Consider the following 15,110-nt stretch of genomic DNA (forward strand, 5'->3'; position numbering starts at 1 on the left):
GTGGCTGCGCCTGTTGCGAAGAAGGCGGCTGCGCCTGTTGCGAAGAAGGCGGCTGCGCCTGTTGCGAAGAAGGTGGCAGAGAAGCGTGCCATTTAGGTTCACACCACTGCCGTAACTATCCGGAAGGGGATATTTTGCTCGGTTGTTTACGGGGCCAGAAAGTTTAAACCGATGGGTTTGCTTGTTGACGGACTCGGCCCCATGGGTTTTGAGAGTTACCGTCAGAGGTTTCTTGCGGAGGAGAGGATTCGCACCGGGCGCCGGATGGCGGCGGAAATCGATACTCCCCGGGACAAGACTGTTTGCATGCTTGTGACAGAGGCTGAGAAGCAGGAGATCGATGAATGATCTAGCCGCGCGATTCAGCCGAACTCGATCTGCCGTGTTGGCCAAGATCGTCACCGCCTTTGTCGCTGATGCCTCCGAAGGCGGGGAGCCAGCGCGCTTGCTGGAGCTTTTTGGCGAGTGCCGGGGAGCGATGGGCTGCGGAAAGCCCTGAAACGGAGGATCGAAGGCTGTTTCAGCCGGGTTCGCCGGAACGAGGGTGGACGAAATGAAGTAAGCGGTGGAGTAAATCTGGAACGAAAGAAGCTCTCAGGATTCCCTGATTACAGCGTTTTACAGGGACTTCGAGGTGAAAAGGCGCCATTCTCAGCGATTTGGGCAATGGGGGACTCCGTAAGTCACTGATTTTCCGAAGCGAAAGCGAGGGGATTCCTGAGTTCCCTGTTGCCCGTAATTACAGGGAACTTGATTGCTTCGGTAACCACAGATGGCGGAGGTGGCTTGGACGAAGCACAGGGAGGTGTTATTTGAATGTAATCCCTCAGAATCATGGAATCAGAGCCTGAAGCCAAGCAGCCAACACGACGTGAGCTATACGAACGAGTCTGGACAACTCCAGCAACAAAGCTGGCCGCCGAGCTTGGAATCTCCGATGTCGCGTTTGCCAAGCGTTGCAAGAAGCTGAACATCCTTCGTCCCTCCCGCGGCTACTGGGCGAAGCTCGCGGCCGGGCAAAGTCCGCGTAAAGATCCGCTCCCTCCCGGAGACGAAGAGAAGCTGCTTGGTCAAGACCAGGTGTCGAGCCGCATCGACTTTCCCGACAGCAGCAGGAGTCTTCACTCTGCTGCTCGAGAGCTCCTGGCTGCACTTCGGTCGGCGAAGCCAGACAACGATGGCCTCGTTAAGGCGAAAGGACCTTCATTCCCCGAAGTGGAAGTCTCTAAAGCGTTGGCCGAGCACGCCGCACGCTGCGTCAGCACGATCATTGTTTCAGCGGAACGGCGCGCTGTGTCGTTCAAAGGTGTCCGCCGCTCTTACGGGACGGCCCACTTTGAAAGAGAGCGAGAGGAATTGTACCTAACCGTGAGCGAGAAGGTTGTCACCTCGAAGAGACAGCCCACCGAGCTAGACAAGCGCCGACCGCCTTGGGAATGGGAAACGAATGTTCGTGAGGTTTCAAAACGTCTGACATTTTCCATTAGCACTGACGAATATCGTCGAGGCCGTTCCGACAAGAGGTGGACCGAAAGCGAGGATAAATCCACCGAAGAAACCCTACGGGCGGTAGTAGATGGCATTTGCGATTATTACATTGAGCGGGATCGTGCGCGCATCCGGGAAGAAGAACGGCGGCGTGAACAAGCCGAGGCATACAAGCGAGAACAGGAAGAGGAGCGCAAAAAGAAGCATCTTGATTCGATCCAAGCGACCGCGAGGCAGAGGGCGGCCGACCTGGTCATAGCGGCCGAGTGGTGGCGAATCTACCGGAATGCGTGCGAGTTTGTCGCTGCATGTGAAGGAAGGTGGCGTGATTCTCAAGAACTGGTGCTGACTGCCGACCAAGAGGATTGGCTCCGCTGGGCACGAGAGCACGTTGAGTCACTTTCACCGTTCGAACTGGGTTTCCCAGACCCGACCGTGGATGGAGAGTTCGACACGGAGGCCGTCCCGTTCGGTGGCCCGTATCCACAAACGAGGAAGCTACCGAGGCCGCCGACGATGCCGGAGCTTAACCCTCCTCCCACCCAGCAATACTCAAGCTGGGGGCATGCGCCTGATCCCAAGCCCTACCCATTCTGGCTGAAGTATCAGCGGAGGTAGTCCAGACAGACGGCCTTAGAGCGCAGCGATGTCGTCCAGAAGGAATTTGTCCCTTTCCAAGATCTTCGAACGAATCGCGGGTGTTCTGACAAGCTCCTTCAGGGCCGCTGGTGAGCCAGCTCCCGGAGTGTGAACGATGGGCCGAAGGGCTTTTGAAATTGATTGGGATTCCAGCCTCAGGAGATTTCGCCGGATATTGGGGATCTGATCCAATGCGGGGCACCATTTCGCCCCTCGATCCAGCAGCAAGTTCATGCATGAGATTGCGGCTTCTTCCCGTTCCTTCAGCCTGTATGAGTAGAAAGAGGGACAAGGAAAACTCTCCAGCAATCTTTCGAGCCCCAAGCAAGTAGGGGGATACCCTTGATTGATCAAAGGGCCAGGAAGAAATCGAAGGATCTCCTTCAAGATTTCAACGGATTCGCAGAACGCCGCTCGACTCAGAAGCACGTTGGCCTGCTCAGAGTTCGGCCGCAACTGCAACGCCTTGAATACCTCCAAGTCTCCGCTCATCGCGCCTCGCTCCGCCGGCATCCATCCATAGTCTTCGTCGTCCTCGTCATCCCACGTATCGTCGAGGTTGTACGGGACCCTCAAGAATGGGTCTGCTCCAGCCCAAACAAGGAGCGCTACCCATCGAGGTTTCTTTTCGTTGATCGCTTCGATTAGAGCCAATGAAGCTTGCCTTCTGAGCGCTGGAAACTCTTCCCCAAGCGATCGGATAAGGCCTAGAAGGGGACGAGCCCTGATCCGATTAAGCGCATGTGCAAAGGCATTTTCCTTCGCTGGATCCATTCCGCTTCGAAGCGCTCGTTCAATGAGCTCCGGCCTTACGGTCTCGCAAATCTCTTCGAAATCCATCTCGGTCAAGGAAGCACCGTGATTCTCTATCAACTCCGCGAGATCCCAGCGCTTCATTTCCATCGAATCCGCTAGTGCCCGATCGAGGGTCGCCTGACTCCATCCTCCGAGCCTCAAAAGTTCCTCAACCATGCTGTGAAATCCCGTTTCCACGGCCTTCAGAAGAGGACTGAAATTGGCCGGCACCGATGGATCAAGGACGTCGGGCAGCTGTAGGGCGGGCCTCTTTCGAAGAATTTCATTGAGCTTGCCCGTTTTCACCAAGTTGAGGAGCTCCTGAAGCTCACTTGATGGCAGGTATCGATCCCGAGGCATTTGCACGCACTAGCATGCTTTTGACGCTTCGGAAAGGCCCTGACAAATCACGGATTTCGGCTTGGCGGGCTCAAATCGATCCTAAGCTCCGTGATAATTGCTGCACGCTCCGCCTCTGGAACCTCGGTCAAGAGGTAGGCGATGAGATCTTCCTGTCGGCTCTGACCCAACACCAGTCGATAAAGGGCGAGCGACTTTCGAAGCAAAGACAGGCGATCAACTTCTCGACTGAACGGAAGAGCAGGAACGTGCCGTTCAATCATGGCTTCACCTGGGTAGTGCCAATAGGGCACCAAATCATTGTCTCCGGCTCCCCGGCTGGACCGTGCTAAAGCGAAGAGATCATTCCACGCGTCCCCTTCATCCCTTGCCAGAGCTTCGAGGCCATGAGCCGAAGCAAGATTCTTTCGAATGGCATGGCCCTTGTAGCGATGGACGCGGCCTTCGCGTTGCTCCAAGTCCACCGGATTCGCCGGAAGATTCCAATGGGTGATCGCGTGACAATAGTGATGAAAATCCAAGCCTTCTTGACCGACAGAGGTTGATACCAGGACGAAAGGCCAGAACGGCGAATTGAAGGCACCCCGGACTCGCTCTTTCCGTGTGCCGGAAGAGCCCACAATTGGCGGGCCAAGTTCCTCGTTCCTTCTCTCATCACCGAAGCGCATGGCAAACCGTATCCGCATCGACTCATCCGACACTTTGACCTCGCGAGCATACTTTGGAGCATCGATCCGATCCACGCGAAGCGAAGCAACGCGGAGAGTCACCGACGCAATCAACTCGGCGGCAATTCCCTCCGCAACCTCGGCGCTGGATGAAGACGAGCCTCCGAGCGATTCGCGAAGAACATGGGAGTATTCATCCAGGACCGCCTGAAGCTGACCTGCGTGGGAATACTCGAGAACCCGTCGCCAATATGCGTATGCCTTGAATTCAGCCCGGACCATTTCGGTGACCTCGACGTGGTTGAAGAGTGTCAGAAAAGCCCTGCCAGCCTGTGCCGCGGAGATGCGGGTTCTCAAGCAGGCTCCGGGAGCGAGTTCGGTGACGCGGGCCAATGCCCGGAGCGCTGCAGTGGCAGGGCCGGCTGAGGCGATCAGTGCCAGAACCTTGAAGAGGTCAGGTGGAGGCGGGCCGAGCACCAGCCCGTCGTAGCGAATGCGCTCAACAGTTTCCTTCGCGTCCTGTACGTGCCGGGACCAACCGGCATCTTCCTCTGCCGATTCGGCGCCAGCCCAGCGTGAGGAGAGTTCCTCCAATTTCCACCACTCCCGGGATTGCTTCGGGAAGAACCGGAAATCCAAGAGCATCGGGACAATCCAATACCAACGCTCGTCGGGATTGCCTGTAGTATCCGAGTCGATGGCTAGGCTCTCCACCAAGGTTTTCAGCCTGCTCTCGAAAACTTCGAGCACCTCCAAAGCAGAGAAGTGTCCTGTACGCGCCAAATCCCGCGGGTCGAGCTCGCGGGCAAAAGTGATGCACGGATACACAAGCCCCATAAGAGGTAGGCCGGTCAATCGTCCGGCCGAGATTCCAAAGCGCAGCAAACCGCGCTTCTTTTGCAGGATCTCTGCGGTCAAGCTCCCCTTTGGCGAAGAGGAACGCATCATCCGTCTTTCCGCTTCATAGGACACCAGGGCCGAGACAGCTTTCGGCACCACATGCCAGGCGGAAAACACCAATCGTTTGGTCGCCCCCTGTAGGGCTGGGTCGGCATATGGTCCGGCGGGCTCGTAGTAGCTCAAGGAGGGTGGGAGCCAAAGCAGCCGCCACATGCCCCGGTCCACGGTTTCCGCCAAAAGGCCACGCAGGCGTGGATTTGATGGATCAACAGGCTTGTAGGACTGCATCTGATCGACCGGCAAAAAAGACTCCGGAAAACTCTGGATCAACCCGATAAGGTCGCGGTCTCCGGTTGTATCCTTGAACGCGGATTTCAACGCGTAGGTATCCATAAAATTGAAGAGGTAGGGAGCCGACTTCCAGTAATCGACGACGTCCCCTTCCTCCAAATGTTCAGCGACCTTTTGGGCTCCCAGGAAGGCCCGCACGTCGTGAGACTTCAGTTGTAGTCCGGCCGACTCCCGCTCGTGGAACATCCCGGCACGGGTTGTACTGTTTGCAAGCTTCTCGGTCCGTGCCATGACCTTCCGCAGGCGTTCCTGGAGCTGATCCTTCGCTTTCTTGAGAGAGGCCAGTCCCTCAGGACAACGCACAGAGGGCAGGGCGGAGCGGTAGTCCTCCAACACTGCGGAACAGTCCGGGCCAGAAGACCTCTCCAGAAAGCTGAGCAGCGTGGAAAACTCCGAGAACTGATCGTCCTCTTGCTCGTGATGCAGGCTTAGGCTCTTGTAAGGTGTCGCGGAAAGGAGCAGCAGGCGGGCACCGTGGCCAGCTTCTGATTCGAACAAGGATTGCGCGAGCTCGCCTGCTTCGGAGCGATCGTTGAGGAGATGGTTGAATCTCTGGAACTCGTCAAAAATGATCAGGTCCGGTTCCAGCGCATTCAAACACACTCGCGCAAGTAGCCGGCGGAGGTTTCCGATCCAGCGGGTCCGGCGCACCGTGGCTTCCCGCCCGGGCGTTATGTCGTTCCGGTGAAAGGTCCGCAGCAGATCTTCAAAGCGTGTGCGCAAGTTCGGCACACCTCTGGCGGTCTCGTCAGCCACTTGCTGCGCAAGCTGCCGGATGAAGGCCTCGGCAAGAGGGCGGTTCACGCTCGTTCGGTCGAAAGACTTCAGCGCTTTCTCGAATGAAGTCACACTGGCGTAATCGCACAGCACGTTGAGCGGCCTTCGGGATCCCTTTAGGTTCCAAGCCTCATCCAGAAGCGAGTAGAGCAGCACACGTTCCGGAACCGTTCCGCCATAGTTGTTCTGATCGAAGGAAGTTCCCGGGGTAAGCGCGATGAAGTTCACGCGATTCTTCCGGAGATCTTGAAGTTGCAGAGGGAGAAGAGTGAGGCGGGTTGATTGGGTTGTTGCGTTGCATCCGGGGATGCCGAGTCGCTGAACATTCTGCCTTGCGATGTCGGCGTTGGAGCAGACATAAATCACATCGATCCGTTCGACCGTCTCCCAGAGATGATCGATGGCCCGGGCAATCACGCCCCGCGCAACGAGCGTTTTTCCGAGCCCGACCTCATCGGCCACGAGGAATCGACGGGTCGGGTCTTCTCCATAGAACCGATCGAAAACGTACTCCACCGTCGAGCGTTGAAAGTCCTTCAACCCGGCGATGACGGATGCAGTGTCGGGACGCGGGCTCATTTCTTGGCGATGGATTGCTTTGCGACTTCCCAAATAGGCTCCCAGATTGACTGGAATTCCGGACCTACGAGATCCGAGGACTTCCCGCATCGCTGCAATGTCTCCAGGAGCGAGGCTACTCTTTCCATTTGGGCCGGGCCGCGGTGTAGAGCACGCAACATGGTTTCCAGCAGACAGGGTGGAGTGATAGCGAGGTCAGCAGCATCTCCTGCACCTTGGAGCAAAGTCGCCAATTCTCCGGAGGCGGCGGCATCTCCATCTCCATCTCCAGCCGCCAGCAGGAACAGGATGTAACGCAGGAGCTGCTCCTTTCCCTGAAGTAGAGCGGCCACCACGCGGTCCTGTCGGTCTGCCGGAGCACCCTCGAGCGGGAGATTCAATACGAAGGACGATTCGCGCTTCTTCCCGGCGATCTCACATTGCAAGCAGATGGCCAGCAGTGGCGTTAGAGCTTCATGCGAAACTTCTCGAAACGCCATGTCAGGTTCGAATGGCTGTGCCCGCTCTTCAGGCAGTGTGATCGGCCAAGCTTTCACCCGCACTCGTACGTCGGCGATTGTCGGAAATTCGTTCCACTGGAGACGCATATTGAACAGCGCCGGTTGCCCGCCCGCTGAAACGATGATCCGCGGCCGTCCCTCGATTACCTCGCGCTTGAGCAAGCGGAATAGGTCGTCAAATTCTTGCCTCAATGGATCGGTCGGCATGGGAACCTCATCCATGCCGTAAATCTGGAGGAGATCGGAGAAGCCAGTCACACCCTTCTCTCCAGCCAGAAAGCGGTCAACGCCGACCTTGCTCTTCTTTCCCACCATTTCGACCATGAACTCGACGTTGCGCTCGAGTGCGTGATTAGTGGCATTGAAGGAGCCGCTGAAGACGCTGGCAGACCAGCCGCGATCGATCACAAAAAGCTTCGCATGCAAACCTTCCAAGACTTCATCGGGTTCCGGATTCCGGGGCTCTTCAATCGCTTCCTCGCTGAGCTGGGGTCGGAGGAAGTGGACACTTTTGCAGCCCTTCAGGGTATCCACGGGGATATCCTGAAGGCTTTCGGCCCGGGATACCAAGTGAGTCGCCCGGCCGCGCATTAGGAAGTCGCGAATCACTGAATCGGAAAGGAATGGCGATACGATCAGGCTTTGGTCGCGTTTTTCACCGAAGGGTGCGCTTCTCTTTCCAGACAGCCCCGAGGTCCAGAAGCGGCATTCGCTCGCATCGAATCCCTCCGGCCATTCGAAGCGAACCCGCAATAGTTCATCAGCCATGCGGTGCGCTGCTCTCCTGCGACCTGCAGCAAGCGGATGCACGCAGAGGTTGGGGAGCGCTTCGACGAACTCCGCCAGCGGCCGGTTGGCGGAGATGGCTCTGGTTCGATCGGTGAGTTCTCCGTCCAGCGCCACCACCGTATCCCAAGAGCGATCAAAGGTGAGATTTCGGCTTAAGCAGAGTACGCGGTACTTTACGGAATCATCCTCGTCCACGTAGCGGACCACCCAGACCTTTGGATGGAAGACTCCCCCCGGTTCCTCCGGCTGAACCTCGTGAATGCAGGGTTCAAGGAAGGTGACAAGAGGTGAGTATTTCGTGGGAAGTCTGATATTGCCCGCCTGACAAAAGACCGAGAAGCGGTCACCATTCAATCGAAGCGCCTCCAGCAAGGCCAGGGGATCCGACAATTCCTCGTCTTGCCTCTCCCAATCGAAGAACACGAAGGAGAGTGGCAGCATCAGCGCGCTCATCAGATCGAGCGAGAAGGTCGTTCCTATGGCCCGGTCAAACCGACAACCAGCGGGTGGGCGCAAAAGCTCCATGAGGTGGGAGCGTGAGTCTGGCCTAAGCATGGCTCGCCTCCAGTCCATTGAAGATATCCTTTAGAATCCGCCTGCTATTGACCCAGCGGAACTCCAGCTGCGCGGAGCCGGCCTCTCTATTCCACAACTCTCTTGCGCGCGGGTTATCAATCCGGGCAAGGCTCTTCTTCAACCGCCGTTCCCGCTCCCCAATGAGGGTGCGTGCGCTCTGCAGGGATGCCAGCTTGGCCGGCTGATGCTTCAGGACCAGATCCCACCAAGCATTGATGAAATCCCGTGCTCCAGGATGGATTCTCAGATTTCCGTGATGGGCCTGCTCCCAGAACAAGGTTCGATCCCATTCTTCGAAGGCAGCCATACGGGCCTGCACCTTTTGCGCCCATTCCTCCATCCGGTCTCGGTAGTCGTTGGTTCCCTCACTCCAATCCGACTGCTCTGCCAGGATAAGGTTATAGAGAAGGGCGGCACCGTGCATGATTTCCGAGAAGACCTGTGCATGGTTCACCAAGTTCCGGTTCGCCAGCGAGAAGGAAGCGAAATCCGGGTGCTCCCAGACAAAGTCCACCTTGTTCACCTGTCGCGGATTGGCTGCGAGTTCTGCGAGCAGAGATCCCGCGCAAGGATGGCTTAGGCGAATCCTTTCTCGAAGATACTCTGCTTCCGCCCGCGAAAGACGGAGTGAACAAGTTCCCGGGAAATCCTTTGGTGGCTCAATCAGTCCGCCATGCCAATTCGATGCGGCAAGGTCGTCATGCTCCTGGTCTCGTTCTTCACTGCGGCGACCATGGCGGAGGCGAAGCGAGTAATGGCGATCAAGACTTCGCTGATACTGGGCTAGCGAGCCGCGGAAGGTTCTGATGCCCCAAACGCCGAGGCCTTGCCAATAGACGCTGCTGGGAAGCCGCTTCAGGGCAGTCCGGGCATACTTGCCGATGTTGCCGTCCTTGTCTTCCGATCGTTCGATCGCCTCAATCAACTCCGTTTCAGCTTTGCGCCCGCGGGCGGCAATAGCTGCAGAACCAACCTTCTTTTCCTCCAGGTCATGGTAAGTCCAAGCCACCAAAAGGAAGTAGCGAGCACGGGTCATGATAGTGCTCGTCCCCGGGAAAAGCTGGTCTGCGAAGGAGTCGCGAACGGAGCCCAATCCCAGCTCGTCCCGGGTATCTCGCTCTTTGAAGAGATCGACGACTTCAAGCATCTTGCGCCGGTCTCGTTCGGAATAGTCGAGCCAAGTAAATAATGACATCGAGACCTTTCTTCTGAAAATTGACCGCGCCCAGCTCGAATGAGTAGGAGCGCGTGGTGGATTGATCTTCGGCTAGTATTCGGGTTCGGGCCTCGTGGGCATGAAGGAATTGGAAATCAAGGGAGAGCGAATTGCCAGCTTGATCCCCGCTGTATGAATGACGTCAATTCCGGGGCAATCTGGGACCGGAGCTTTTCACCGGTCGCATGTCACCTGCCTGACAATGCGTTCGAGGTTCTCTGGAAGCCGGATCGCATCGACCTTTGCCTCGGGCAGAATACTTTTGATCAGGTGTGCGGCGATCCCCGAAACAATGGAGTCCTTCAGCGAGGTCCCCGGTTCTTGCTGGTGAATCAAAAGGCGCACCAGCTCGAAGCGGATCTTGATCATGAGCAGCGAGCGCGGCGTGAAATGAGAGCCGGGCACCTGTGACAAGACGCGCCGCAGGGCACGCGCTTCCAAATTCCGTGCGGTCTTTATGTCCTCGCTGCCAGGCATGGGCGGAGATACGTGCGCTGGCGAGGGCATCGCATCGGCCTTCTCTTCCCCCATCCCCGGAACAATTGCCCGCGGAGTGTCCCCGACCATTTCTGATGATACCTCGCTTCGTCGCGGAATCTGAGCGAGCAGTTCCCGCGTCTCCTCCTTCACCTGCCGGAAAAGCTCCGCCTCATCTCGAGCGGAAGTCTCCAGTTCCTTCCCGTGCCTGTCCGCTCCTCGCACCTGAGCGAAGAGTTCCTGTGTGGTCTCCGCCACTTCCCGTGTGATTCCCGCCAGATTGCGCACGAGTTCTTCCGGATTCTTCGATGGCTCAGACGACCGCCCTGAATCCGGCTCATCCCGGGCCATCGTGCCGGGCTCGTGTGGTTCCTCTTCATCTTGAAGCGGAAAGAGAGAATCCAGCAATTGTTCCCGATGATCCTCCTGCAGCTCTGGCAGGGCGAACTCGCAAAGGAAGATCTTCTCTCGATGCGTCCGGCGGTACCACCTGCCTTCTTCTTTGCCCTTCGCAAGAGGGCTCGATCTTGCTCGGCGGTCGAGCGCTTCGTGAAGCAGGTCCAGATCCATCAGCATTGCCATCTGAAGTCGGCCGCTCATCGCCGGATCATCGACAAAGAGCCGCAGGCACTCGATCACCGCCAACATCTGCTTATCGTCGCAGCGGTCCAGATCATCCACGGTCAGGAGCAGGGTCTGGAAGCGCTCCAGTGGCCGGGATGCCACGCGGAGGTAGAGGAGAAAGATCAAGCTTAGCGTCACCACCACAGCATAGCCTGCCCATGGATGCGAGGGTTTTACCGCAGGAGGCATTACCGGCAAAAGCGAGGCCGGGATCTGCGCCGCGACTTGCTTCAGGGCTGAGAGGTCCACTTGCCGGATACGCAGCGCTAGATCGCGTGCCTGCTGCAGATGCATTGCCAGCTCGCGCGCACGTGCCTGCTGCTCTTCGAACGAGTGAATCAACGGTAGCACCGGGCTCCAATTCGCGGTGCCAGGCCACGGCGACGGCAAGAGCTGCGCTTCGGAATGGGGTGCCGGCAACTTCTCCGGAATTCTCCAGCGCTGTGGAGCGCCGTTGAAATCGATCGAGGGGAGGATTTCCAACATTGCTGCGCGCCTAGCCAGCTCTTCCTCCAATTGCCGCCGGTCATCGGCTTCCTTCTCGGTCTGGAGCCGTGCCTCCTGCTCAGCCTTAGTCCTAGCGTCCTCCGCTGACTTCGCCTGCTGGTAGGCTGCCATCTTCCCAGAGTGGGCTTTGTCGATGGACCAGCATGCCGCCACCGCACTCACGATGACCAGTAATCTAACAGCAAGGCGCATCCACGATCCCAACTTCCCGGGGCGGAAGTCCACCCAATCAAGATCCGGATCCGCCTTTTCGCTCGCAGGCGTGATCCACAGCTGGAGCAGGCGCTTCAGGTCGCGCCCCACCACGGCCTGCAGGCCCAGCTTGTCCGCATACTCCGGCACCTTCAGATAACCGCGGGTCACCACGTATCCGATCTTCCAAGCCCGGAAGAGGAAGCCGAGGATCAGCAGAGCCCCCACCCAACCCGCGATGCTCCAGATGTGATGCATCCACTCCCCAAGCGCCAGTCTCGCCACCACGAGCAACAGCACACCGGAAACCAGCGGCCACCACCCGCTCTCTAGCAGTCCACAGCGGAATGACAGCCGAAGTCGCTGCAGCCAACTATGATTCTCTGCCGCCTCACGGATCCGTTCGTAGAGATGCACCCATACCTCAGGCCGCGAGGGAAACCGCCACGCGCTGAAATCCACCACCGCATAGGAAGGATGCGGCTCCGGATGACCGTGGAAGAATACCGACACGCTGCCGGGCCTCTTCAACTCGGTTTCGTCCTTCTTGGTATCCCCCGTATCGTCACCCGTCTGGGAATTCAATTGTGCCGTCAGGCGGGGAATCTCTTTGTGGTCTTGCAAGAGCTCCGACACTTTCTTCATCAGTGTCGACTTGCCCCGGCCCCACTCGCCATACAGCGCGAAGATAAAATCGGTGGTTCTGGACTCCTGATCGGAGTTCTCCCGTGGCCGGCGGCCGGAGAGGAAGATCGTCGCGATGCTTTCCGCAGTCCTGTCGATGTCTAGGCACAGCGCGTTGTAGCGGGACGGGCCAAGACCTTTTCCCAATGCCACTGCCGTTGAATCCTTGTCGCAGCCCGCCGATTCGAGCACGCTCTGCCAAGGGGTGTCGTGATCTTCGTCTTGCGAGGAAAGGTGCTCGATGAGGATGTCGCCCGCCTTTTCGGGATCGAAACCCAGCCGCTTCAGTTCTTCATGAATCCTCCTTCCCGCGGGGCTGGAGTTCAGGCTCAGGAATGCCGCGAGCAGATGTCGCGCGGCGATCCAGCTCCCCTCCCTGCGGCACTTGCCGGCGATGCGCGCCGCTTCCCTCCACAGTATCACGGCGGTCTCGCCCGCCTCCACCCCGCTCGGTTGCGGGTAGTGAGGCACCATGCGCGCCACCTCCACGCTACGCAGCTCGTCGAGATCATCCGCAGTGAGACCCAACTGCTCCACATACGAGGCCGGAAGGGAAATCTCGATGTCGCCGCTCTTCACGAGCGGCTGCTCCGCAAGCCCCACCTCGATGAAAGCGATGTAGATCGATGACGCGGTGACCGTAGGGGATGACTTGGCCTCGTGAAGGCCCGCGCAATCCTCCCACGCGTTGTGACCGATCTTCCAACAGCAGGCGGAAGGAGTGAAGCCTTCTACGGATCGTAGAAAGTCCCTTACCCGAGCCGCATCTTCAGGGGTTAGTGTGAGATCCCGCGTCTCGACCGGCGAGATTCCGTCACGAGCTGCGCGGCGCATGCGAAAGAGGTGCTCCGGATCGAGCTTTTCTCGTTTCACGGGCTCCCGGCGGATGGCGAGGCCGGTCGGCGGGTTCGTGAGCAGCTCTCGCACGGCCTCGAATGTTTCAAGGCTCTCATTATTCCAGTCGATCCATGTGGCGAGTTCGCTCAGCACCTTCTGCCACTCCCCGGCTCGCTCCTGCGGGGCGATCTCCTGATAGACTACGTTTGCCAAAACCCAGAAAGCTTGGCCCGCATGGATGACATCTCCTCTGCGCAGGATCATCGACCCGGCTAGCAAATCGCTCTCTCCGGGCTCGAGCATCGCCGCCAGGAGATGGTGACCACGAATCAATCCTTGATCTCCCGCAACGACTTCGACCAATGCCTTGCAGCGTTCCGCCAGGTCGTGCAGCGATGGATCGATCTCTGACTCCATCGGTTCATCACGGGCAGGCGATGGCTCTCCTCCTCGGAAAAACTCCTCTGTGAGTAGTGCGTTGAAGTTTCTCCAGTCCGGCGTGACACCTGTAGATAGCAGGTTCCCGAAGACGTCATCCGGAGACTCCGAATCCGAACCAGCGGCCTTTTCGGCCGCATGGATCATGGCTGTGAGAAACAGAGCGCGCGGTGTGAGTTCTGCCCGGAAGCCTTTCATCGCTATCCGTGATTCCCGGAGTGATCGGGCGGCGGCGCGGTGCCGTTCACGTAGGAGATGAATGATGTCGACAAGTTCGCTGCTCCACGGGAAATCGAGGCCATCGCGGAAGAGTATTACCTCGGGAGTGCGGGGCAGCGGCTCATCCCCCCCGGACAGCGCGTGAAGCAGCGCCGCTGTTACGATCTCCCGCAAGTCGCCTAGAGAACGGAAATGCCACGTCAGGAAGTCGGTCTTCCCGGCAGGCGACACTACGTCAGCCCTTATCGGACTGATGAATCCATCCTTTCTACCTCCGGTAATGGAAATCTCTTCCGGATGGAAAACAAGGATGTCCCTCAATGCCCCGGCCCGCTTCCTCGCCATGGCTCGTTCAAAGTCCACTTCGCGGAAGGGACCCTCGCCACGTGGTCGCGGCACAAAAACTCCGATGAAGATGTCGGCATCGTCCACGATGTCTAAGGCCTCACGCGTGTCAGGCGAACTTCCGGAGCGGATGCGTCCGGTGAACACCGGGCGGACACGGGCGGCGTCACAAGCGTCCTGCACTACGATCCGGTAGTCCTCCCGCTCGATCAAATCACCTCCGATCGCTGCTGTTAGCATCCCCGGTTCCTTGGGTGTGCGGACGTCAGTCCCCTTGATCCAGCTCACCAATTCAGCAAAGTCGTCATTCTCATGATACTGGCGGCGGCTTTCCAGCCACGGCGTCACGTAATTGAGTTCGTCCGGATCGGAATAGACGATTCGGACGTCTTGGAAGCGGTGGGGCGCCCGCTCCTTCATCTCGTAAATCCGATCCACCGCATGAATCGTGATCCTTTCTGGATCCGGCTCTGCTGTCTCGGTGAAGGTCTCAAAACAATCCTTGGAGCCAATGATGAGAATCTTGTCAGCACGGTTGATGTACTCAGACGTCCATGCTCGCCAATCAATCTTGGTCTCGCCCGATTCAACTTCGTGAAACTGGTCGAAGAACACCTCGATCCCATTTTTCCTCAGGCGTTTCGCCAGGCTTTGCACGCGATCATTCCGTGCGTCATCGGCTCGGCGGTAGGTGATGAAGGCACTCGGCATGAAGTTAGAGGGAGAGCGTCCGCGTCACTCTCCCGGAATTCAGGTGGGGTGGACAAGCAATTCCGTATCTCTATGACAGGTCGTCCTGTTCAGCGGTCGGCTGCTTAACCAGCTGCCAATGGAAAAATTCCTTGTCCCTTTGGCATCCTCGAAAGCGTCTTCAATAGCGAAAGCATGCTTGGGCGTCTTGTGGGAGAGAGGCGAAACTGCATGAGGTAAGCTGGGTTTCTGGACCACCAAGCTCCAGAAACCACTTGCATGAATCCGAAGCACCGTCGGCGTTATACTGCCGATTTCAAAGCCCAGGCTCTCGCGCTTCTTGAGGACCGCAAGCCCGTTTCCCCACTCGCCCAGGAACTCGGAATCAGCGACAATCTCCTCTTCGCTTGGCGGCTGGCCTCGCAGCGCGCGTAGGGCGGCAGCGAAGGACCGCAAATC

At 58.0% G+C, this 15,110-nt stretch carries 7 protein-coding genes; 2 read left to right on the top strand and 5 right to left on the bottom strand.

The genetic code is table 11. The features are described from left to right. Positions 1 to 834: 834 nt before the first annotated feature. Positions 835 to 2,106 carry a hypothetical protein gene (locus tag OKA04_RS00005; RefSeq protein ID WP_264499054.1) on the top strand — a complete coding sequence of 424 codons (1,272 nt, stop codon included), beginning with the start codon at positions 835 to 837 and terminating at the stop codon, positions 2,104 to 2,106. Between the two features lie 15 nt (positions 2,107 to 2,121). Here OKA04_RS00005 and OKA04_RS00010 read toward each other — a convergent pair whose 3' ends face one another. The 5 genes from OKA04_RS00010 to OKA04_RS00030 all read right to left on the bottom strand — a co-directional run bounded on the left by OKA04_RS00010 (position 2,122) and on the right by OKA04_RS00030 (position 14,672). Then, positions 2,122 to 3,228, bottom strand: a complete 1,107-nt coding sequence (locus OKA04_RS00010) for a hypothetical protein (protein WP_264499055.1) — start codon at positions 3,226 to 3,228, stop codon at positions 2,122 to 2,124. 101 nt (positions 3,229 to 3,329) lie between these two features. Further along, positions 3,330 to 6,557 carry a helicase-related protein gene (locus OKA04_RS00015; protein WP_264499056.1) on the bottom strand — a complete coding sequence of 1,076 codons (3,228 nt, stop codon included), beginning with the start codon at positions 6,555 to 6,557 and terminating at the stop codon, positions 3,330 to 3,332. After that, complete coding sequence (locus OKA04_RS00020; protein ID WP_264499057.1) at positions 6,554 to 8,287, bottom strand: phospholipase D family protein; 1,734 nt, start codon at positions 8,285 to 8,287, stop codon at positions 6,554 to 6,556. The genes OKA04_RS00015 and OKA04_RS00020 overlap by 4 nt, the downstream gene beginning before the upstream one ends. Before the next feature lie 106 nt (positions 8,288 to 8,393). After that, complete coding sequence (locus tag OKA04_RS00025; protein WP_264499058.1) at positions 8,394 to 9,617, bottom strand: DUF6361 family protein; 1,224 nt, start codon at positions 9,615 to 9,617, stop codon at positions 8,394 to 8,396. 195 nt (positions 9,618 to 9,812) lie between these two features. Beyond that, positions 9,813 to 14,672 (bottom strand): P-loop NTPase fold protein, encoded by a 4,860-nt coding sequence (locus OKA04_RS00030; RefSeq protein ID WP_264499059.1) that lies wholly within the window; start codon positions 14,670 to 14,672, stop codon positions 9,813 to 9,815. A gap of 258 nt (positions 14,673 to 14,930) precedes the next feature. Between OKA04_RS00030 and OKA04_RS00035 the strand changes: the two genes are divergently transcribed. Further along, a complete protein-coding gene (locus tag OKA04_RS00035) occupies positions 14,931 to 15,086 on the top strand; it encodes a transposase (protein WP_264499060.1) in 156 nt (51 codons plus the stop codon). Positions 15,087 to 15,110: the final 24 nt, after the last annotated feature.

Source organism: Luteolibacter flavescens (genome assembly GCF_025950085.1).
Classification (GTDB): domain Bacteria; phylum Verrucomicrobiota; class Verrucomicrobiia; order Verrucomicrobiales; family Akkermansiaceae; genus Haloferula; species Haloferula flavescens.

Bases quoted from the DNA above. Each gene is read 5' to 3' on its own strand.
- OKA04_RS00005 (WP_264499054.1), top strand. From the start codon at position 835: ATGGAATCAGAGCCTGAAGCCAAGCAGCCAACACGACGTGAGCTATAC.
- OKA04_RS00015 (WP_264499056.1), bottom strand. From the start codon at position 6,557: ATGAGCCCGCGTCCCGACACTGCATCCGTCATCGCCGGGTTGAAGGAC.
- OKA04_RS00020 (WP_264499057.1), bottom strand. From the start codon at position 8,287: ATGCTGCCACTCTCCTTCGTGTTCTTCGATTGGGAGAGGCAAGACGAG.
- OKA04_RS00025 (WP_264499058.1), bottom strand. From the start codon at position 9,617: ATGTCATTATTTACTTGGCTCGACTATTCCGAACGAGACCGGCGCAAG.
- OKA04_RS00030 (WP_264499059.1), bottom strand. From the start codon at position 14,672: ATGCCGAGTGCCTTCATCACCTACCGCCGAGCCGATGACGCACGGAAT.
- OKA04_RS00035 (WP_264499060.1), top strand. From the start codon at position 14,931: ATGAATCCGAAGCACCGTCGGCGTTATACTGCCGATTTCAAAGCCCAG.